The 20,945-nt window shown below is 68.0% G+C and carries 18 protein-coding genes; 10 read left to right on the top strand and 8 right to left on the bottom strand.

Annotation, left to right across the window (positions count from 1 at the left end; all coding sequences use genetic code 11):
• Nucleotides 1–20: 20 nt before the first annotated feature.
• The 3 genes from queF to AC07U4_RS16705 all read left to right on the top strand — a co-directional run bounded on the left by queF (nt 21) and on the right by AC07U4_RS16705 (nt 4,200).
• A complete protein-coding gene (gene queF, locus AC07U4_RS16715; protein ID WP_495180794.1) occupies nt 21–467 on the top strand; it encodes a preQ(1) synthase in 447 nt (148 codons plus the stop codon).
• A gap of 123 nt (nt 468–590) precedes the next feature.
• The gene (locus tag AC07U4_RS16710) at nt 591–2,861 is read left to right on the top strand and encodes a glycosyltransferase family 4 protein (RefSeq protein WP_495196202.1); all 2,271 of its coding nucleotides are present in this window, start codon (nt 591–593) and stop codon (nt 2,859–2,861) included.
• 55 nt (nt 2,862–2,916) lie between these two features.
• A complete protein-coding gene (locus AC07U4_RS16705) occupies nt 2,917–4,200 on the top strand; it encodes a glycoside hydrolase family 130 protein (protein ID WP_495180792.1) in 1,284 nt (427 codons plus the stop codon).
• 153 nt (nt 4,201–4,353) lie between these two features.
• Here AC07U4_RS16705 and AC07U4_RS16700 read toward each other — a convergent pair whose 3' ends face one another.
• Both AC07U4_RS16700 and AC07U4_RS16695 read right to left on the bottom strand, forming a co-directional pair.
• Entirely contained in the window at nt 4,354–4,530 is a 177-nt protein-coding gene (locus tag AC07U4_RS16700; protein WP_156143806.1) for a hypothetical protein, read from the bottom strand.
• Between the two features lie 125 nt (nt 4,531–4,655).
• Entirely contained in the window at nt 4,656–6,623 is a 1,968-nt protein-coding gene (locus tag AC07U4_RS16695; RefSeq protein WP_495196201.1) for an OPT family oligopeptide transporter, read from the bottom strand.
• Nucleotides 6,624–6,763: 140 nt separating this feature from the next.
• On the opposite strand from AC07U4_RS16695, the gene AC07U4_RS16690 reads away from it, so the two are divergent.
• Nucleotides 6,764–8,059, top strand: coding sequence for a homoserine dehydrogenase (locus tag AC07U4_RS16690; RefSeq protein ID WP_495196200.1), 1,296 nt, complete (start codon nt 6,764–6,766; stop codon nt 8,057–8,059).
• Between the two features lie 279 nt (nt 8,060–8,338).
• On the opposite strand, the gene AC07U4_RS16685 is transcribed toward AC07U4_RS16690, so the two are convergent.
• From AC07U4_RS16685 to AC07U4_RS16670, 4 genes are read right to left on the bottom strand one after another with little or no spacing between them, the layout of a single operon-like run.
• Nucleotides 8,339–8,728: a hypothetical protein gene (locus AC07U4_RS16685; RefSeq protein ID WP_495196199.1), complete on the bottom strand. Its 390-nt coding sequence runs from the start codon at nt 8,726–8,728 to the stop codon at nt 8,339–8,341.
• Nucleotides 8,725–9,072, bottom strand: coding sequence for a hypothetical protein (locus AC07U4_RS16680; RefSeq protein ID WP_495196198.1), 348 nt, complete (start codon nt 9,070–9,072; stop codon nt 8,725–8,727). The genes AC07U4_RS16685 and AC07U4_RS16680 overlap by 4 nt, the downstream gene beginning before the upstream one ends.
• 57 nt (nt 9,073–9,129) lie before the next feature.
• Entirely contained in the window at nt 9,130–9,561 is a 432-nt protein-coding gene (locus tag AC07U4_RS16675) for a CoA-binding protein (protein WP_495196197.1), read from the bottom strand.
• Between the two features lie 10 nt (nt 9,562–9,571).
• Nucleotides 9,572–10,525, bottom strand: coding sequence for an Mrp/NBP35 family ATP-binding protein (locus AC07U4_RS16670; RefSeq protein WP_038661758.1), 954 nt, complete (start codon nt 10,523–10,525; stop codon nt 9,572–9,574).
• 70 nt (nt 10,526–10,595) lie between these two features.
• Here AC07U4_RS16670 and hflK point away from each other — a divergent pair, with 70 nt between their 5' ends.
• From hflK to AC07U4_RS16645, 5 genes are all read left to right on the top strand, one after another.
• A complete protein-coding gene (gene hflK / locus AC07U4_RS16665; protein WP_038661755.1) occupies nt 10,596–11,720 on the top strand; it encodes an FtsH protease activity modulator HflK in 1,125 nt (374 codons plus the stop codon).
• Nucleotides 11,717–12,592: a protease modulator HflC gene (gene hflC, locus AC07U4_RS16660; protein ID WP_038661752.1), complete on the top strand. Its 876-nt coding sequence runs from the start codon at nt 11,717–11,719 to the stop codon at nt 12,590–12,592. The genes hflK and hflC overlap by 4 nt, the downstream gene beginning before the upstream one ends.
• Nucleotides 12,593–12,708: 116 nt before the next feature.
• The gene (locus AC07U4_RS16655; protein WP_038661750.1) at nt 12,709–14,265 is read left to right on the top strand and encodes a Do family serine endopeptidase; all 1,557 of its coding nucleotides are present in this window, start codon (nt 12,709–12,711) and stop codon (nt 14,263–14,265) included.
• Nucleotides 14,266–14,373: 108 nt separating this feature from the next.
• Nucleotides 14,374–15,999: a helicase HerA-like domain-containing protein gene (locus AC07U4_RS16650; protein ID WP_495196196.1), complete on the top strand. Its 1,626-nt coding sequence runs from the start codon at nt 14,374–14,376 to the stop codon at nt 15,997–15,999.
• Between the two features lie 205 nt (nt 16,000–16,204).
• On the top strand, nt 16,205–17,419 hold the full coding sequence (locus AC07U4_RS16645; RefSeq protein WP_495196195.1) for a M20 metallopeptidase family protein: 1,215 nt from the start codon (nt 16,205–16,207) through the stop codon (nt 17,417–17,419).
• Between the two features lie 70 nt (nt 17,420–17,489).
• Here the strand turns inward: AC07U4_RS16645 and AC07U4_RS16640 are convergent, their stop codons facing one another.
• Nucleotides 17,490–18,446 (bottom strand): isopenicillin N synthase family dioxygenase, encoded by a 957-nt coding sequence (locus AC07U4_RS16640; RefSeq protein WP_495196194.1) that lies wholly within the window; start codon nt 18,444–18,446, stop codon nt 17,490–17,492.
• 346 nt (nt 18,447–18,792) lie between these two features.
• Between AC07U4_RS16640 and AC07U4_RS16635 the strand changes: the two genes are divergently transcribed.
• On the top strand, nt 18,793–19,503 hold the full coding sequence (locus AC07U4_RS16635) for a M23 family metallopeptidase (RefSeq protein WP_081974387.1): 711 nt from the start codon (nt 18,793–18,795) through the stop codon (nt 19,501–19,503).
• A gap of 4 nt (nt 19,504–19,507) precedes the next feature.
• Here the strand turns inward: AC07U4_RS16635 and AC07U4_RS16630 are convergent, their stop codons facing one another.
• On the bottom strand, nt 19,508–20,683 hold the full coding sequence (locus tag AC07U4_RS16630; protein WP_495196193.1) for a BaiN/RdsA family NAD(P)/FAD-dependent oxidoreductase: 1,176 nt from the start codon (nt 20,681–20,683) through the stop codon (nt 19,508–19,510).
• Between the last annotated feature and the right edge of the window lie 262 nt (nt 20,684–20,945).

Genomic DNA, 20,945 nt, shown 5'->3' with positions numbered 1-20,945 from the left:
GACATCCTACATGGCGGGGCATGACCCCAATGCACCTCGGCCAAGCCAGCCAGCTGCCCGCCTCTCCCGACGAAGCGGTGCTCGATTATGTTCCCAACCCGCGTGCCGGGACGACCTATCTCGTCCGGTTCGCCGTGCCGGAATTCACCTCGCTGTGTCCGGTGACCGGCCAGCCCGACTTCGCGCATCTGGTCATCGACTATGCGCCCGGCGAGACGATCGTTGAATCCAAGTCGCTCAAGCTGTTCCTCGGCTCGTTCCGCAACCACGCCGGCTTCCACGAGGATTGCACCGTCGGAATCGGCCAGCGCCTGTTCGACGAGATGAAGCCGCAATGGCTGCGGATCGGCGGCTATTGGTATCCGCGCGGCGGCATCCCGATCGACGTCTTCTGGCAGTCCGGACCGCCCCCGTCCGACCTGTGGCTGCCCGACCAGGGCGTGCAGCCGTATCGCGGCAGGGGTTGATCAAAATTAACCCAATATCCGGGTTGCGGTGCAACATCACTGCAACCTTTGCCGCCCGAGCGTGTTCATCTGCAGGCAAGGTTTGCGGTACAGCCGTAATGTTGCAACAGCGAAGGAACAGGCATGGGACCGACTGCGGCTAACGGAGAGACAATCCGGCATCTGGCGATGATCGGCAATTTCCTGCCCCGCCAGTGCGGTTTGGCCACCTTCACGACGGACGTCTATCAGGCGATGCGCGACCGGTTCCCGGACGTGCACGTCGACGTCTATGCGATGGACGATCATCCCGGGCGCTACGACTATCCGCCCGCGGTGACCGGCACGATCCCGCAGACCGATCTGTCCGCCTATCTGTCGACCGCACGCACGATCGAGGCGAGCGGCGCGCAGGCGATCTGGGTGCAGCACGAATATGGCATCTACGGCGGTCCCGCCGGCGAATATCTGCTCGCGCTGCTCGACCGGACGACGCTGCCGGTGATCGTCACGCTCCATACCGTGCTCGAGAAGCCCAATGCCGACGAGCGTCGCGTGCTCGAAGGTCTGTTGCGCCGCGCCGCCAAGGTGGTGGTGATGGCCGAGCGTGGCCGCGACATCCTGCGCCGCGTCTACGGTGCGGCGCCGCGACAGATCGCGATGATCCCGCATGGCGTGCCCGATCGCCTCTTCGTCGATCCCGAGACGCTGAAGCCGCGCTTCGGCTGGCAGGGTCGTGACGTGGTGCTGACCTTCGGACTGCTCGCGCCCAACAAGGGGATCGAGACGATCATCGATGCGCTGCCCGCCGTTACGGCGCGGCACCCGAATCTGCTGTATGTCGTGCTCGGCGCGACCCATCCCAATCTCGTCGCGCATGAGGGCGAGGCCTATCGCGATCGCCTGAAGGCGCTGGCGGAAGAGCATGGCGTCGGCGACAATGTCGCGTTCATCGACGCGTTCGTCGAACATGACGAGTTGATCGATTATCTCCAGGCCGCCGACATTTATGCGACGCCTTATCTGAACCCGGCGCAGATTACCTCCGGGACGCTGTCCTATGCGGTCGGCGTCGGCAAGGCGGTGATCTCCACCCCTTACGTTCATGCGACCGAGATCCTTGCCGACGGCCATGGCGTGCTCGTCGACTTCCGCGATGTCGCTGCCTTCGCGCGCGAGATCGACCGGTTGCTGTCGAGCGCGCGTGATCGCACGCGGCTGGCGCAGCGGGCCTATGATCGCGGCCGGACGATGATCTGGCCGCGCCTCGCCGAAGCGACGCTGCACGAGACCGAGGTGGCGGTCGCCGCACGCCCCCGGCGTCTGGCGCAGGTCCAGCAGGGCGTGCGCGCCTTGAAGCCCAATTTCGCCGCGGTCGAGCGGATGAGCGACGCGACCGGCATGTTGCAGCATTCGATCTATTCGGTGCCCGATCGTCGTCACGGCTATTGCATCGACGACAATGCCCGCGCGCTGATGCTGATGAGCGCGATGGACGACATCGATCCCGTCGAGCGCGACAAATGGACGACGATCTACGCGTCGTTCGTGCAATATGCCTGGAACCCCGACGAGCGCCGGTTCCGCAACTTCATGAATTTCGACCGGACGTGGTGCGAAGACGTGGGGTCCGAGGATTCGAACGGCCGCGCCATCTGGGCGCTCGGCGTCACCGCGCGCGACGGCAAGGACGCCAAGCACCGCGACTGGGCGCGCAACATGTTCGACGCGACCGCCAGTCTGGCGCTCGATCTGGGTTCGCTGCGCGCGCAGTCGTTCGCGATGCTGGGCGCGGCGGCGATGCTCGAGGCGTCGCCCGGCCATGATCTGGCGCGCTCGATCCTCGAACGCTTTCCGGACGATCATCTCGCCCTGCTGGCCGAGGCACGCCGGCCGGAATGGAAATGGTTCGAGATCGTCCTTGCGTACGACAACGCCCGTCTGCCGCAGGCGCTGATCGTCGCCGGGCAGGCGCTGGAACGGCAGGACCTAATCGATTGCGGGCTGGAGACGCTCGACTGGATCGTCGGCAGGCAGACCTCTCCCGAGGGGCGTTTCCGTGCCGTCGGCACCGAGAGCTTCGGCCGGCCCTATGCCGAGCCGCTGCAATTCGACCAGCAGCCGCTGGAAGCGCAGGCGACGGTGGATGCCTGTCTGGCAGCCTGGCATGCGACCGGGGATACGCGCTGGGTAGCGGAGGCGGAGCGGGCCTATGCCTGGTATCTCGGCCAGAACGATCTCGACCTGCCGCTCGCCAGTCCGGCGGACGGTGGCTGTTTCGACGGGTTGATGCCGACCGGTCTCAACCGCAATCAGGGTGCCGAGTCGATTTTGGCGCTCCAACTGGCGAGTTGCGCGATTTCGGGGCTTTCAAAGTCGGTCCAAGGCGTGGCAGGGACGACCCGCGTCGCCTGATCGGTTCGGGCGGCGGCTCAGTCAACGACCCGACCGGCGAGGCTTAACAATCGCGATGGACCTGTTCACCCACCGCTTGCGGCTTCATGCCGATCCGTCCCGTGTCGTCGTCCGGCCGTTCCACATCGCGTGGGGCGGCAAGGGCGGCCCACCCAACCGGACCGAGCGTCTGGTCGGTGAAGTGCTCGAAATGTCGCCGGAAGAGGCGCGCGAGCAGCTCGAGACCGTGCTCAAGGATTTCGAGGCGCGCCATTGGCAGACGCGCCGCGTCTTCATGACGCGCTACGACGAGATCGAGGATCTGCTCGGCCTCGACGGTGCCGAGATCAGCGACGAGAAGCGTCAGCTGATCGGCGCCTATTTCTGCCACGAATACAGCTATGCCGCGGCGGCGCTGATGAATCCCAGCGCGGTGCCGCATTTCGACCAGACGGGCATGCCCGAGGGATCGATGCGCATCCTGATGAGCCTGCGCTCGGTGGGCGAGGGGCATATCTCCTCGGTCGCCTTCCGCGAGGGGATCATCACCAGCGGCAACGAGCTGAAATTGGCGCCCGAGCCGCCCTTCGCCACCGCGACCGACGTCGTCGGGGCCGGCGAGGACGAGATTCCCGAGGGGCCGGTCACGGTCTGGCGGCATCGCGATTCGACGCTGTCGGGCACGGTCATCTTCCCGATCACCCAGGCGCAGTCCAAGGGGCTCGAGGACCTGCGCATCGTGCATTTCCAGCACGAGGACGGCAGCTACGAATGGATCGGCACCTACACCGCCTATAACGGCTCGGTGATCCAGTCCGAGCTGTTGCGCACGCGCGACTTCCGCGCCTTCGACCTCGTGCCGATGTCGGGGCCGGCGGCGCGCAACAAGGGCATGGCGCTGTTCCCGCGCAAGGTCGCCGGCCAATATATGATGATCGGCCGCCAGGACGGAGAGAATCTGTTCCTGCTCAAGTCGGACAGTCTGGAGCATTGGGACGAGGGCGAGAAGATCCTGACCCCCGTCTTCCCCTGGGAGCTGGTGCAGATCGGCAATTGCGGTCCGCCGATCGAGCTTGACGAGGGCTGGCTGCTGCTGACCCACGGCGTCGGCGCGATGCGCAAATATTCGATCGGCGCGGCGCTGCTCGACAAGAACGATCCGTCGAAGGTGCTCGGCCGCACGCGCGAGCCGATCCTCGCCGCGAAGGATCAGGACCGCGAGGGCTATGTGCCCAACGTCGTCTATAGCTGCGGTGCGATCAAGCACGGCGACACGCTGTTCCTGCCTTATGGCATCGCCGACAGTTCGGTCGGCTTCGCCTTCGTCAAGATCAAGGACATGCTCGCCGCGATGGTGTGAGGGATGGCCCTCTACTGTGGGGGGCATCCCAAATCTTGGTCATCCCCGCGAAGGCGGGGATCCAGACGCGCAGGGTTGCGATTGATCCGCTACGTCAGCGTCTATGGATCCCCGCCTTCGCGGGGATGACATTTGAGCTGTGGGACGTGGCGTTCAGTCCGCGCCGTCGCTGCGCTTCTCGCCCCGCTTGGCCGGGATCTGCGAGAGCTTGGTCAGCAGCAGCGGAATATCGTCAGTGATGAAGGTATCGGTCGGCACGGCGACGCTGGAATTGAGCGCCTCGCTTACCCTCGCCAGTCGGTCGCGCTTCTCTTGTGCTGACGATGTCACGACGAACCCCATGATACGCTAACGGAAAACCCGGCAATCACCGGCCGGGGGGGATGGCAGGGTGATCACCGGGTTCGCCGTGTTCAACGGCCGATCCTGCGCCGCGTTCCAACGCTTGGCCGCATTTAGGCGGCGACGGATCGCCGCGTGTAACGGTACAGGCCGGCGATCAGCGCGAGGAAGGCGATCGTCCCGCCGATCAGCGCCACCGTCTCGAACCCTGCCGGCGCGATCGCCAGCGGCGCGTCGGAATTGGTGGCGTAGACGATGACCGCGAAGCCGACGCCCCACAGGCTCTCGCCGACGATCATGCCGGTGGCGGTCAGTACGCCCATGCGCTTGGCGAGCTCGACGTCCGGCGTCCGCTCCGCCCAGCGATCGTAGAAGGCGCCGATCACCGCACCGATCACCACCGGTAGCGTCACCGCCATCGGCAGATAGACGCCGAGGCCGATGCCGAGCGGCGGCAGCCGCAGCTTGCCGAGCCGCCCAAGCGTCTCGTCGAGCAGGATGACGGCGACGCCGACCAGCGCGCCATAGCCGATCATCGCCCAGTTGAGATCGCCGCCGAGCACGCCCTTGGCGAGTGCGGAGATCAGCGCCGCCTGCGGTGCGGCGAGTGCGTTGGGACCGGCGCCGGGCGCCCCCTGGAAGCCGAGCGTCGTCGCCAGCAGTTCGAGCACCGGCGGCACGACGAGGCTGCCGAAGATGACGCCGAAGATCAGCGCGACCTGCTGCTTCCACGGCGTCGCGCCGACGAGCTGGCCGGTCTTGAGGTCCTGAAGATTGTCGTTGGAGATCGTCGCGACGCCGAAGACGATGCCGGTGACGATCAGCGCATAGGCGACCAGCGCCTGCGTCGTATCCGGCCCGGCAGCGCGGCCGAACAGGCCGACGAGCATCAGGCTGGCGGCGAGCACCGAGAGAATGCCGATCCCCGATACCGGGCTGTTCGACGCGCCGATCAGGCCCGCCATATAGCCGCACACCGCGGCGATGACGAGGCCGAGCACCAGGACGAACACCAGCGCGCCGGCGATCAGCACCAGCGCCGACCCCTGCAACGGCCCGCCCGCGATCACCGACCACAACAGCCCGGCGATCGGCACCAGCGTCGCCAGCGTCACCGCGACGACGATACCGATCGACAGGTCGCGCTCGCCCAGTTCGAGCACGGCACCGCCGCGCTTCGCCTTGCTCGCCGCGATCGACGAGCGGATGCCGCCGAGCACCGGCCCGATGATCTTGAGCAGCGTCCAGATCGCGGCGACGCCGATCACGCCCGCGCCGAGAAAGCGCACGTCGGTGCGGAACACGCCGCCGACCCACGCCTCGATCCCGACGCCGGTCGCGGCGGGCGACAGGCCGGTGAGGATCGGCAGCGCGATCCACCAGCCGATGATGACGCCGGCGAACATCGCGAGGCCGACCGACAGGCCGACGAGATGGCCCGCGCCGATCAGTGCGAACGACAGGCCGCCCGATATCGCGGTCGCGCCGGCACCGACGCGGAAGAAATGCGCCGCCTCGGCGACGACCAATTTGGTCTGGGTCAGCACGGCGAAGCCGGCCGAGACCAGCGCGTTGACGACGATCAGCCGCAGCCCGCGGCCGCTCTCCGCCTCGCCGGCGCGGCTGCCCGCGCCGACCATCAGCACCTCGGCCGCGGCACGGCCTTCGGGATAGGGCAGGTCGGTATCGACGACGAGCGCGCGGCGCAGCGGCACCGAGAACATCACGCCGAGGATGCCGCCGGTCATCGTGATCCCGGCGGTGAGCAGATAGGGAAAGCCCTGCCACCAGCCGATCATCACCAGCCCGGGCAGCACGAAGATGATCGCCGCGAGCGTCCCCGCCGCCGAGGCGACGGTCTGGACGATATTGTTCTCGAGGATCGTCGCGCCGGGCAGATAGCGCAGGATCGCCATCGAGATCACCGCGGCGGGGATCGAGGTGGCGAAGGTCAGCCCCACCTTCAGCCCGAGATAGACGTTGGCGGCGGTGAACAGCAGGGTGATGAGCCCGCCGAGCAGGATGCCGCGAACGGTCAGTTCGGCAACGGGCCGGGTGGTGGGGCTGGGGGCGGTGGCCATCAGGGAAATGCGCTCGCTGGCAAAATGGAAGTGCGGCGGGTTGTGGCACGGTACGCGGCGGTCGGGCAATGGCGGCGCGGTACACGACATAAAGCTGCGCCGTCTCGACAGGCGACGCGCCTTTCCGCTAGGCGGCGGCCATGGATAGCAACACACCCTTGCGCGTCGCCCTTGCCGGGCTCGGTACGGTCGGCGGCGGCGTCGTCCGCCTGCTCGATGCCAACCGCGATCTGATCACCCGCCGCGCCGGCCGCCCGATCGAAATCGTCGCCATCTCGGCACGTGACCGCAACAAGGATCGCGGCATCGATCTGGCCCGTTTCGCCTGGATCGACGACATGCGCGATCTCGCCGGCCATGACGCGGCGGATGTCGTCGTCGAGCTGATCGGCGGGTCGGACGGCCCGGCGCTGACGCTGGCGCGGCAGACGATCGCGGCGGGCAAGGGCTTCGTCACCGCCAACAAGGCGATGATCGCGCATCACGGCCTCGAACTCGCACAGGCGGCCGAAACGGCAACGGTGCCGCTCAAGTTCGAGGCGGCGGTGGCGGGCGGCGTGCCGGTGATCAAGGGGCTGCGCGAGGGCGCCGCGGCCAACCGGATCAGCCGTGTCTATGGCATCCTCAACGGCACCTGCAATTTCATCCTGTCGAAGATGGAGGCCGAGGGGCGCGACTTCGCCGAGGTGCTCGCCGAGGCGCAGGCGCTCGGCTATGCCGAATCGGACCCCAGTTTCGACATCGACGGCGTCGATGCCGCGCACAAATTGTCGATCCTCGCGAGCCTCGCCTTCGGGACGCGCCCGGCGTTCGGCGACGTGTCAGCGACGGGGGTGCGCCACGTCATCGCCGCCGACATCGCCGAGGCGGCGGCGCTCGGTTATCGCGTGCGGCTGGTCGGGGTGGCCGAGGCGGATGCGCACGGGCTGTTCCAGCGCGTGCATCCGCATCTCGTGCCGGTCGACCATCCGCTCGCGCACGTCACCGGCTCGCTCAACGCGGTGGTGGCGGAGGGCAATTACGTCGGCCGCCTGTTCTTCCAGGGCGCCGGCGCGGGCGAGGGACCGACCGCGAGCGCGGTGGTCGCCGACCTGATCGACATCGCACGCGGCGAATATGGCTCGCCCTATGCGATGCCGGCGGCGGCGCTGACCGTCGAGCCGGCCGCGGACACCGGCGAACGGCGCGCGCGATCCTATTTGCGGTTCACCGTTCAGGACCGGGTCGGCGTGCTTGCCGAGATCGCCGCGGCGATGCGCGATGCCGGCGTGTCGATCGAGAGCCTGATCCAGCGTGGCGTCGCGGCGGACGGCAGCGCGATCGTCGCGATCGTCACGCATGAAGGTCCGGAACGCGCGGTGGTCCATGCCTTGGAGAAGCTGCGCGGATCGCAGAGCCTGTCCGGCCAGCCGCTCTGGATGCCGATCCTGGGGTAATCCCATGTTCCTCTCCCGCCAGGGGGAGGGCTATCGCATACGGCTACGGTGATGAGGCTCGATCGGCTTCCTCGTCAGATCCGTCACCCCGGACTCGTTCCGGGGTCCACCGGGCCGCGAGAGAACGGTCCTGCATCGGGCCTTTCACCTCGCCGCAGGGTGGACCCCGGAACAAGTCCGGGGTGACGAGGTGGGTTTGGAAGACGGCGGACTCGCACAATTCCTCATGGGCGATAACCCTGCAGGGTGACCGTTCGACGTCAGCCGCATGTGGTGGAATCAAGGTTCGCTGAGGTCGATCGCCACGCGGCCGCGCTTGTCCGGTTTCCTGGCGAAGGCGGATTTGGCGACCTTCGCCAGCGCGCTCACGATCGGCACGATCGGTGGCCCGAAGCCGACGGTGCAGCCGCCGAGCGACGCCGCGCAGGGCGGGGCTTCCAGCGCCAGCGCCGTTGCCGCCTTCAGGTCGCGGTTGGCGCCGCGACCGGGGGCCGGGCCCGCTTCGTCGGGGAGCGGCAGCGTCTGCGACGATTTGCCGTCGGCGCAGACGACGATGTCGCTCTTGTCGGCCTGCGGCGGACACGGCTGCGGGGTGAGGATCGACCAGCGTTGTGGAGCCTCCGGCGCCGGCGCGCCAGCGGTCTGGAGAGCGATTGCGAGCCAGATCATGGCGCGAGCGGCCGGTTGGTGACGCCGCTGACGCCGGTCGCACTGCTCACCGTCACGCCCGACATGCCGCCACCGACGAGGAATGGGCTGTGCTCCTGCACCGGATTGGTGCGGTTGAGCAGCCGGTCGCGTTCGACGCGCACCGCCTCATGCTTGGGATCGCCCGCGTCGTGGACGACGAACGGCACGCGGAAGCGATCGGCGCGGCGCCGGCCGCAGACGGTGATGTCGGTCTTGTCAGGATCGGTGGTGCAGCGATCGCCGGCGATCAAGGACGACGATCGCGCGATGACCTTCGCGGGGTCTTCGGTCGGGGCGGCAAACAGCAACAGCAGCGCAAGCATCCAGGCCTACTCCCACAGCGAGCGGTGCCGCCATCCTCGCCGAGCCGGGCTATCGAATCAAGCCTCGATCGGGGCGACGCCGAGCCGCGGGATCTCGATCGCCGGGCAGCGGTCCATGACCACCTGCAGCCCGGCCGCCTCCGCCCGTGCCGCGGCCGCCTCGTTGATCACGCCGAGCTGCAGCCAGACCGCCTTCGCACCGATTGCGATCGCCTCGTCGACCGCTTCGCCGGCGGCGTCGGGACGGCGGAAGATGTCGACGATGTCGATGGGGTCACCGAGCTGGTGCAGGTCACGGAAGACGAATTCGCCGAGGACGTGCTCGCCGGTGATCTGCGGATTGACCGGGATGACGCGATAGCCGTGCTGCTGCAACCGCGCCATCACGCCATGAGACGGCCGATTTGGCCGGTCGGAGGCGCCGACCAGCGCGATCGTCCGTGCGCCTTCCAGCAGTGCCTTGATCGCGGCATCGTCGGTCAGCGGCATGATCGTCTCCTTAATGGGTGCGCAGCCAGTCGTCGACCTGACCCGCTATCGCATGGAACGCGGTCGCATCGGCGCCGTTCCCCGCCGCCGGCGGCTGACCGGCATCGGAGGCGGTGCGGATGCCGATCGCCAGCGGCACCCGGCCCAGGAAGGGCAGGCCGAGCCGCTCCGCGGTCGCCTGCGCGCCGCCGTTGCCGAACGGATCGGACAGCTCACCGCAATGCGGGCAGACATAGCCCGCCATATTCTCGACGATACCGATGATCGGAATGCCCGCCTTGTCGAACAGGTCGATCGCACGCGTCGCGTCGATCAGCGCCAGATCCTGCGGCGTCGAGACGATGATCGCGCCCGCCGGCTTGTGCTTCTGCACCATGGTGAGCTGCACGTCGCCGGTGCCGGGCGGCAGGTCGAGCACCAGCGTGTCGGTCGCGCCCCAATCGGCATCGACCAGCTGGGTGAGCGCGCCCGCCGCCATCGGCCCGCGCCACGCGATCGCCTTGCCCGGCTGGATGAGCTGGCCCATCGACAGCATCGGCACGCCATAAGGGGTGGGGACGGGGTCGAGCACCTTGTCCTTCGCGGTCGGCCGCTGGTCTTCCGCCGCCATCAGCCGCGGCTGCGACGGGCCGTAGATGTCGGCGTCGACCAGACCGACGCGCCGCCCGCGCGCTTTCAGCGCGATGGCGAGATTGGCGGCGAGCGTCGATTTGCCGACGCCGCCCTTGCCGCTCGCCACCGCAAGCAGGCGACGATGGATGCGCTCGGCGGTGACCACCAGCCGCACCTCGCCCGCCCAGGCCGCGCTCGCCGCGGCGCGGACCGCGGCTTCCAGCGCATCGCGCTCGGCGCCGCCGAGCCCGGTCGCGTCCAGCACGATGCCGGCGCGCGTGCCCTCGAAGCGGACCGTCGCCCGCTCGCCCGCGGCGGCGCGGACCGCGGCAATCGTTACGTCTTGTGTCATGCGGCACCAGATAGGCCCGCGCCGGCGGCTTGCCACTGTTTTTCCGCGTCCGCCTTCTTATAAGGAAAGGATGAATATCCTGCCGGGCCGCAAAAGCCGCCCTCCCATTCTCGCTGCCGAGACGCCCAAGGGTCCCTGGGGACAGGGCGATGACGCCAATGGCGGCGCCAACGGCGGTCCGCGCAACCCGTGGTCGCTGCCGCCCGGCGCCCGGAAGACCGGCGCCAAGCCGACCGCGCTCGACGACTTCCTGCGCAAGGCGCGCGGCGGCGGCGGGGGCGGCAATGGCGGCGGCATGGGTGGCCTGCCCGGCGCGCCCAACGCGCGGGCGCTGTGGCTGATCGGCGCGGGGATCATCCTGCTGGTCTGGATCCTCTACACCTCGATCCACCCGATCGCGCCGCAGGAACGCGGCGTCGTCACCTATCTCGGCCGCTATTCGGGTACGCTCGATCCCGGCATCGCGATGACGATGCCGGCGCCGATCGCACGGGTCGTCAAGGTCGACGTGCAGAATATCCGGATCGAGAACTTCCCGGAGAGCGGCACCGAGAATCTGATGTTGACCCGCGACCAGAACATCATCGATCTGGCCTATGCGGTACGCTGGAAGATATCGAGCCCGCAGAACTATGTGTTCCAGATCGACCGCCCGCGCGACACGGTGCGGGCCACCGCGGAAAGCGCGATGCGCGAGGTCGTGGCGAACGTCAGCCTCGATTCGGCGCTCGGGCCGGGCCGCGCGCTGATCGAGAACCAGGTGCAGGAGCGGATGCAGAAGGTGCTCGACGATTATAAGTCGGGCATCGTCGTCGTCGGCGTCGGCATCAAGCAGGCCGATCCGCCCGCGCGCGTCAACGACGCGTTTAAGGACGTCACCGCCGCGCAGCAGGATGCGCAGGGCGTGCGCAACCAGGCGCAATCCTATGCCAAGCAGGTCGTCGCCCGCGCCGAAGGCGAAGCGTCGCAGTTCGACAAGGTGTACGAACAGTATCGCCTCGCTCCCGAGGTGACGCGCCGCCGAATGTATTACGAGACCATGGAGGCCGTGCTGGCCAAGTCCGACAAGACGATCGTCGAAGCCAATGGCGTCGTGCCCTATCTGCCGCTCGACCGCGCGCGGCGACTGCCCGATGCCGCGCCGGCGCAGGCGACCCAGGTGCAGCCCGCACCCGCGACGGGAGGCGGCCAGTGAACGGCCTTTGGCGTCACCCGATCGCGCTCGGCCTCGCCGCGCTGGTCCTCGTCATCCTGTTCTCGGCGACGATCACCATCGTGCCGGAGACGCAGCAGGCGGTCATCCTGCGCTTCGAGCAGCCGGTGCGCACCGTCAACGCGTGGAAACCGAACGAGCAGTTCGGCCGTACCGGTGCCGGCCCGATCCTGCGCATCCCGTTCATCGACCGGCTGGTCTGGCTCAACAAGCGCGTGCTCGACGTCGATTACGACAACCAGCAGGTGCTCTCGTCCGACCAGCTCCGGCTCGAGGTCGATGCCTATGCGCGCTTCCGGATCATCGATCCGCTCAAGGCGGTGAACGCCACCGGCAGCACCTCGCAGACCGAGGCGGCGATCACCGAGGCGCTGCGCCCGCTGCTCGGCAGCTCGATCCGCAACGAGCTCGGCAACCAGCCGTTCGCGACGCTGCTCAGCCCCGAGCGTGACCAGGTGATGGACAATATCCAGACCCGCATGCAGCGGCTCGCCAGCCAATATGGCGTGCAGATCGTCGACGTGCGGATCAAGCATGCCGATCTGCCCGACGGCAGCCCGCTCGACCGCGCGCTCGCCCGGATGGCGACCGCCCGCCAGCAGCAGGCGACGACGATCCGCGCGCAGGGTCAGAAGGAAGCGCAGATCATCCGCGGCGAGGCGGATGCGGCGGCGGCGCGCATCTATGCGCAAAGCTTCACCAAGGATGCCGACTTCTACGACTTCTACCGCGCCATGCAGTCCTACCGCCACACCTTCGGGGCGGATGGCGGGCCGGCGCCGAGCGGTTCGACGTCCATCATCTTGTCACCCGGAAACAGTTACTTGCGTGAGTTCGAGGGCCGGGGGCGTTGATCCGCGAGGATTGAGCCCCCAGCTTTCGGGCGTATGAACATTCAAGCGGCGTTCAGGCGTTTGGGTCCACTAAGGCACCAATTCCGATCGCCCTTCATGAAGAGGATTTTCTCCTAGTGCGCTACGCCTACGCCATTACCAGTGCGCTTCTCCTCGGTGGCGCGACCGCCACGCTGGCGCTGCAGCCGAGCACCGCGCAACAGGCCCAGAACGAGCCCGGTGCGATCCAGGCGGCGGCGCCCAAGGCCGGCGCGCCGATGAGCTTCGCCGACATGGTCGCCAAGCTGCAGCCCGCGGTGGTCAACATCTCGACCAAGCAGACGATCGTCCAGCGCCAGCCGGCCAATCCCTTCTCGGGCACGCCGTTCGGCGATCTGTTCGGCGGCATGGGCGGTGGCCAGGGTGGCGCCCCGGTGAAGCGCGAGGGCGCGTCGCTTGGCTCGGGCTTCCTGATCTCGCCGGACGGCTATGTCGTGACCAACAATCACGTCATCGCGCCGGGTGCGGAGGGCGCGACGGTCAATTCGATCACCGTGACGCTGAGCAACAACAAGGAATATACCGCACGCGTCATCGGCAAGGACCAGGATTCGGATCTCGCGCTGCTCAAGATCGACGCCGCCGGCCTGCCGTTCGTGAAGTGGGGCGATTCGAGCCGTGCCCGCGTCGGCGACTGGGTGCTGGCGATCGGCGAGCCCTTCGGCCTCGGCGGCACGGTGACCGCGGGCATCATCTCGGCGATCAACCGCGTCACCGGTCAGGGTGGCGCCTATGACCAGTTCATTCAGACCGACGCCTCGATCAACCAGGGCAATTCGGGCGGCCCGATGTTCGACCTCAACGGCAATGTGATCGGCGTCAATTCGCAGATCTTCAGCCAGTCGGGCGGCAATATCGGCATCGGCTTCGCCATTCCCGCGGCGACCGCCAAGCCGATCATCGAGACGTTCATGAAGGGCGGCAAGATCACCCGCGGCTATATCGGCGTGTCGATCGGCGGTGCGGTGAACGACGATGCCGCCGCGGCGCTCGGCATTCCGAAGAACCAGGGCGAGCTGATCGCCAGGGTCGAGCCGGCGGGTCCGGCGGCCAAGGGCGGTCTGCGCGCGGGCGACGTGGTCACCAAGATCAACGGCCAGCAGGTCACGCCCGACCAGACGCTGACGCGTCTCGTCTCGAACCTCCAGCCGGGCACGACCGCCCGGTTCGAGGTGCTGCGCGCCGGTCAGCCGACGTCGCTCAACATCCAGGTCGCGACGCGTCCGTCGAACGACCAGCTGAAGGCGCTGGCCAATGGCGGCGAGGATTCCGGCGGGTTCGGGCCGAATGATTCGCAGACGGACGGCAATGACGATGACGACGCCGGCACGACCCAGGGCGGCTCGGCGCCGCTCGGGCTCAACGTCCAGCCGCTGACCCCGGGTATCGCCCGCGCGGTCGGCGTCGATCCCACCGTACAGGGCGTCGTCGTCGCCTCGGTCGACGCATCGAGCGACGCCAACGGCAAGATCAAGCGCGGCGACGTGATCCAGGCGGTCAACAGCACGCCGGTCCGCACCGCGGCCGACGTCGCCCGTCTCGTCGCGCAGGCGAAGGCGGCGGGTCGTCCGCAGGTCCTGCTGCTGGTCCAGCGTGGCCGGATCCCGGGCTTCATCCCGGTGAAGATCAAGTAAGCCCGGCCATACCGGTGCAGGTGAAGGGTCGTCGCTCTCCGGAGCGGCGGCCCTTTCCTTTTGCCCGCACGCCGGGGTAGGTCTCCGGCACCAGCACAGGAGCGGGACATGAGCGACGGCATCTTCATCGGCCTTGGCGGCGGCAAGCCGCAGCTGCTCGACCTCAAGCGCGCTAACCGCCACGGCCTGATCGCCGGTGCGACCGGCACCGGCAAGACGGTGACCCTGCAGGGGATCATCGAGGGATTCGCGAAGGTCGGGGTGCCGAGCTTCGTTGCGGACGTGAAGGGCGACCTGTCCGGCCTCGCGATGGCGGGTTCGCCGCAGGCCAAGACGCATGCCGCCTTCGCCGCGCGTGCCGCCGAGATCGGCGAGACCGACTGGGCCTATGCCGATACGCCGGTACAATTCTGGGACCTGTACGGCGAACAGGGCCATCCGATCCGCACCACGGTCAGCGAAATGGGGCCGCTGCTGCTCAGCCGGCTGATGGATCTCAACGACGTGCAGGAAGGGGTGATGACGATCGCCTTCCACGTCGCCGACAAGGAGGGGCTGCTGCTCCTCGATCTCGACGACCTCCAGGCGATGCTGGCGCATTGCGCAAGCCGTGCCGACGAACTCACCACCACCTACGGCAACGTCTCCAAGCAATCGATCGGCGCCATCCAGCGCGCGCTGCTCCAGTTGCGCACGCAGGGCGGCGATCATTTCTTCGGCGAACCCGCGCTGGAGATGGACGACTTCCTCCGTACCGACGACAAGGGCAGGGGGATCGTCAACATCCTCGCCGCCGACAAGCTCATGGCCGCGCCGAAGCTCTACAGCACCTTCCTCCTGTGGTTGATGAGCGAATTGTTCGAGCATCTCCCCGAGGTCGGCGATCCCGACAAGCCCAAGCTCGTCTTCTTCTTCGACGAGGCGCATCTGCTGTTCGACGACGCGCCCAAGGCGCTGCTCGACAAGATCGAACAGGTCGTTCGCCTGATCCGCTCCAAGGGGGTGGGCATCTATTTCATCACGCAGAACCCGATCGATATCCCCGACACGGTCGCCGGCCAGCTCGGCAACCGCGTCCAGCATGCGCTACGCGCCTTCACGCCGCGCGATCAGGCGGCGGTGCGTTCGGCGGCGGAGACGTTCCGCGCCAATCCGGGCGTCGACGTCGCCACCGCGATCACCGAATTGAAGGTCGGCGAGGCGCTGGTGTCGTTGTTGCAGGCGGACGGGTCGCCGGCGCCGGTGGAACGCACGCTGATCAAGCCGCCTGCCAGCCGCGTCGGCCCGGTGACGCCGCAGGAACGCGCCGTGATGATCCAGACCGACGCGGTCGGCGACAAATACGATACCGCGATCGATCGCGAATCGGCGGAGGAGATTCTCGCCGCCAAGACGCAGGAGGCCGCGGCTTCCGCGGCGGCGGCGCGGGCGCAGGACGATGCCGCCAAGGCGGCGGCGGTGCAGGCCAAGGCCGAAGCGCAGGCCGCCAAGGAAGCGGCGCGCGCGCAGGCGGCGCAGACCAAGGCGGACGCGGCGGCAGCGCGCGAGGCGGCCAACTCGCCCTGGTCGAAGGCGATGACCTCGGCCACGCGCGCGGCGAGTTCGTCGATCGGGCGGCAGGTCGCCAACGAGATCGGCAAGCAGGTGTTCGGGTCGGGCTCGCGGCGCTCGTCGGCGGGCGGCGGTCTCGTCGGAACGGTGCTGCGTAGCGTGCTGGGCAATCTGATGCGGTGAAGGGGGGTCGTTTGTCCCCATCTTCGTCATCCCGGCGAACGCCGGGAACCACGGTCACGGCGCATTTGCGGTTTCGCGCCACTATCGACGTTCCGCATCAATGGGTCCCGGCTTCCGCCGGGATGACGGGTTACGTGGAGCACACCCCAAAGCTCGACAACAACCCCGCTCCGGCGCAAACTGGCGCCCGAAACGGAGCCTCATCATGTCCCTCGACGACCCCATTCTCAGCGACTGGACCGCGGCCGGCGAAGCCGAGCTCGCCGACATCGTCACCCTGCGCCGCGCAATCCATGCCGAGCCGGAGATCGGCCTCGACTGCCGCCGCACCACCGACAAGATCAAGGCGGCGCTCGCCGGCCTGCCGCTCGAATATCACGAGGGCAAAGCGACCAGCGGCCTAATCGCGATCCTGCGCGGGCAGAAGGGCGACAACGGCCGCACCGTGCTGCTGCGCGGCGACATGGACGCGCTGGCGATGGATGAGGAGACGGGCCTGCCCTTCGCCAGCACCATCCCCGGCCGCATGCACGCCTGCGGCCATGATTCGCACACCGCGATGCTGGTCGGCGCCGCCCGTGCGCTCTCCGCGCGCCGCGATCAGCTCCCCGGCACCGTCGTCTTCATGTTCCAGCCGGGCGAGGAGGGCCATCACGGCGCGCGTTTCATGATCGACGACGGCCTGCTCGACGTCGCGGCGCCCGACGCCGCCTTCGCGCTGCACATCACCCCCAATGCCCCCGCCGGCGTCGTCATCACCCGCGCCGGATCGATCATGGCATCGGCGGATACGGTGCACGTCGTCGTGCGTGGTGCGGGCGGCCACGCCGCCATGCCGCACGATTGCATCGATCCGGTGCCGGTCGCCTGCGAGATCGTCACCGCTTTCCAGACCTATGTCGCGCGTGCGATCGCGGTCACCGACCCCGCGGTGCTGTCGATCACCAAGATCGAGGCGGGCTCGGCACACAATATCATCCCGGGCGAGGTCCGTATGCTCGGCACCTTGCGCACCTTGTCGGAGGCGACGCGCACGACGATGCGTGCCGCCATCAAGCGGATCGCCGAGAATATCGCCGCGGCGCATGGCGCCACCGCAGAGGCGTGGATCGACGAAGGCTATCCGGTGACGGTCAACGACCCGCGTGGCGCGGCGCTGATCGAGACGGTGGCGGGCGAGCTCGGCCGGCCCTTCGCACCGATGCCGCAGCCGATGATGGGCGCGGAGGATTTCTCCTACGTGCTGCGCAAATTCCCCGGCGCCTTCGCTTTCCTCGGCGTCGCCCCCGCCGGCAGCGATCCGGCGACCAACCCGCCGCTCCACAATACGCGGATGACGATCGAGGAATCAGTCATGGCGAAGGGCATCGCGATGCATTGCGCGGTCGCGACACGCTATCTCGAACGCGGGTTCGACTGACGAAAACCGCGATGAACCGATGGGGGCGGAAGTCTCCGACCCCATCGCTCCGATCCCGCCGCCGCCGCGCCTACCCCTTGATCAGCCCAATCTCCACCAGCCGCTGGTGCAAATAGTCGTGCGCCGTGATCGGCTGCGGATAGCGGTTCGGATTCTCCGCGCTGATCGTCTGCGGCAGCGTCTCGATCAGGAAATCGGGCGCGGGGTGCAGGAAGAAGGGCATCGAATAGCGCGAATGGCCGCGGCGCTCGACCGGCGGATTGACGACGCGATGCGTCGTCGACGGCAGCACGTGGTTGGTGAGCCGCTGCAGCATGTCGCCGACGTTGACCACCATCGCGCCCTCTGGCGGCTTGATCGCCAGCCACTGGCCGGTCGCGCGGTCGAGCAGTTCCAGCCCCGCTTCCTCGGCGCCGAGCAACAGCGTGATGAGGTTGATGTCCTCATGCGCGCCGGCGCGCACGCCCTCGGCATCCGCGGGGATCGGCGGATAATGGAGCAGGCGCAGCACCGAATTGCCGTCCTTCACCGCGGGATCGAACCAGTCGGGCGCAAGGCCGAGATGCCGCGCGATCGCCGACAGCAACCGGTCGCCCGCACGGTCGAAGGCGGTGAACAGTTCGAGGAACGTGTCCCTGAAGCCCTCGGGGCGCGTCGGCCAGATATTGCGCGCCATCGTGTCGGCGTAGCGATGCCCCTCCGGCAGCTCGCGACCAATGTGCCAGAATTCCTTGAGATCGACGTGCTTGGCGTCCTTGGCGATCTCGGTCTTGAACGGCGTATAGCCGCGCGCGCCACCCCCGCCCGCGACGAAATAGTCGCGCTTCTCCGCTTCGGGCAGGGCGAACAGCGCCTCCGTCTCGTGCCAGGCGCGGGTGATCAGATCCTGCGGCACGCCGTGATCGGCGACGATGGCAAAACCGAACCGCTCGAACGATTCGCCGAAGGCTGCGGCGAAGCCATCGGGGTCGCCGGCCTGATCGGCGAGGCTGAGCGTGGGAACCTGGGCGGAAGTGGAGTCGAGCATGCAAGCCATCCATTTGATGAAGCGCGCGTTATAGGCCGCCCGATCGGGCGCGTCATGCCCCCCGGCGTGCCGTCCCGGCCACCCGGCCGACGGCCGTCAACCCGGACCGAACCGCCGGCTCCGTTCCCCGTCTTCTAACCCGCGCGATCCAGGCGATGTGACGGTGTCGCATCGACTCGGCGCAGCCCCAAGCCGCTTGATCGCGGCGACCGGGCAGCGGCTCTTGTGGTTACCCGCGAAATGCGGGCACACATCGACCGTCAGGGACGCGGTGGGGCTGCGGTTTCGAGACGAGGGAATAGGTCGCACCCGTCATCACGGGCGCGGCGCATCATATTGGGGTCCGATGAGCATTTTCGCCCGTACAGCCACGATCGTCGCCACACTCGGTGCGATGACCCTCGGTTTTGGCGCAGCACAGGCGGAAGACGGCACCCCGCGGGCCACGGTCGCGGCGCAGGGCAAGGGCGGCCCGATGCTCGATGCCAACGGCGCCGAGGCACAGGCCGACCTCAAGGCCGACGCGCAGTTCCGCACCCTGTTCCAGAGCTGGAAGAAGCTCGATACGCGGCCGCAGGGCGCGATCGCCATCCCCTCGGTCCAGCCGGTCCAGCATCTCCAGTTCACCAGCAACTTCGGCATCCGCTCCGACCCGTTCCGCGGCACCGCGGCGATGCACGCCGGCGTCGACATCCCCGGTCCGGTCGGCACGCCGATCTACGCTACCGCCGACGGCATCATCGATCACGCTTCGCGGCTCGGCGGCTACGGCAATATGGTCGAGATCAACCACGGCAAGGGCATCGCCACCCGCTACGGCCATCTGTCCAAGATCCTCGTCGAGGACGGCGCCCGCGTCACCCGCGGCCAGTTGATCGCGCTGATGGGCTCGACCGGTCGCTCGACCGGTCCGCATCTCCATTATGAGGTCCGCATCGACGGCCATGCGGTCAACCCGATCCCGTTCCTGACCACCGCCGACTATCTGCTCGCGTCGCAGGATCGCGCCGTGCACGCCATCCCGGTTTCGACCGACGGCCCCGCCGCGCAGGATTGATCGTCTAGAGCGCCTGCGCCGCGGCCCAGCCGCTCGCCCAGGCCCATTGGAAATTATAGCCGCCGAGCCAGCCGGTCACGTCGACCGCCTCGCCGATCGCATGCAGGCCGGGGACGCGGCGCGCTTCCAGCGTCTGGGACGACAAATCGGCGGTGCTGATCCCGCCGACGGTCACTTCGGCCTTGGCGAATCCCTCGCTGCCGTTGGGCGTGAATCGCCAATCCGACAAGCGTCGCCCCGCCTCGTCGAGCCGGCGGTCGGGAACGTTGCCCAGTTCGACCGACAGGTCGAGCCGTTCGGCGAGCGCCTCGGCGAGACGGTCCGGCAGCGTCGCGGCCAGTGTCCGCCGCAGCGTCGCACGGGGTTGCATACGCTTGGCGGTCAGCAGCCAGTCGCGATCCGCATCCGGCATGAAGTCGATGCCGATCGGCTCGCGCGGTCGCCAATAGCTCGACACCTGCAGGATCGCAGGACCCGATAGGCCGCGATGCGTGAACAACGCCGCCTCGCGGAACCGCGCCTTGCCGGCGCTGGCCACGACATCGGCGGCAACGCCCGACAAGGTCCGAAACAACGCCTCGTCGCCGCCGAGCGTCAGGGGCACCAGTGCGGGCCGCGGCTCGACCACCTTGAGGCCGAATCGTCGGGCGAGATCGTAAGCGGCACCGGTGGCGCCGAGCTTGGGGATCGAGGGCCCACCGGTGGCGATCACCAGCCGCGGCGCGCGGACGACGCGGTCCGGCAAAGCGACGGTGAACGCGGCGCCGTCATGCCCGACTTCGCCGAAGGGCGCGGACAGAGCGACGTCGACGCGTCCCGCGTCGCATTCGTCGAGGAGCATCGCGACGATCTGCCGGGCCGAGCCGTCGCAGAACAATTGCCCCAGCGTCTTCTCATGCCAGGCGATCCGGTGGCGCTCGACCAGCGCAATGAAATCGCTCGCGGTATATCGCCCGAGCGCCGATTTGGCGAAATGCGGATTGGCGGAGACGTAGCGGTCCGGCGCGGTGTGGAGGTTGGTGAAATTGCACCGCCCGCCGCCCGAGATCAGGATCTTCTTGCCGGCCGCATCGGCATGATCGACGAGCAGAACGGACCGGCCGCGCTGGCCGGCGACCGCGGCGCACATGAGTCCGGCCGCGCCGGCGCCGAGGATGATCGCGTCATAAGGGGAAGGCATGCGGTCAACTACCGCGAACCGCAGGCTTTGTCGCGTGGGCTAGGGGAGGGGTTCGGAACCCGTCTAGAACCGCGCAGGACGCCTGCTGAGGAACTTTTCCCCCACAAATGTCGTAAAAGTGCAATTTGGTGTTGACGGGCTGGGGCGGCCCGCCTAGATGGGTGTCACCGCAGCGGTGGCCGACATGGTCGCCGAGGCAGTCACAACAGACCTGGCGCGCTGACCGCCCCGAGAAAAAGGGGTAAGGGAGCTGTGCCGGTGT

The organism is Sphingomonas sp. GW821-FHT02B09, from assembly GCF_059421875.1.
Note: the sequence above shows the minus strand (reverse complement) of the source record. Positions and strands in the feature narration are given on the sequence as shown.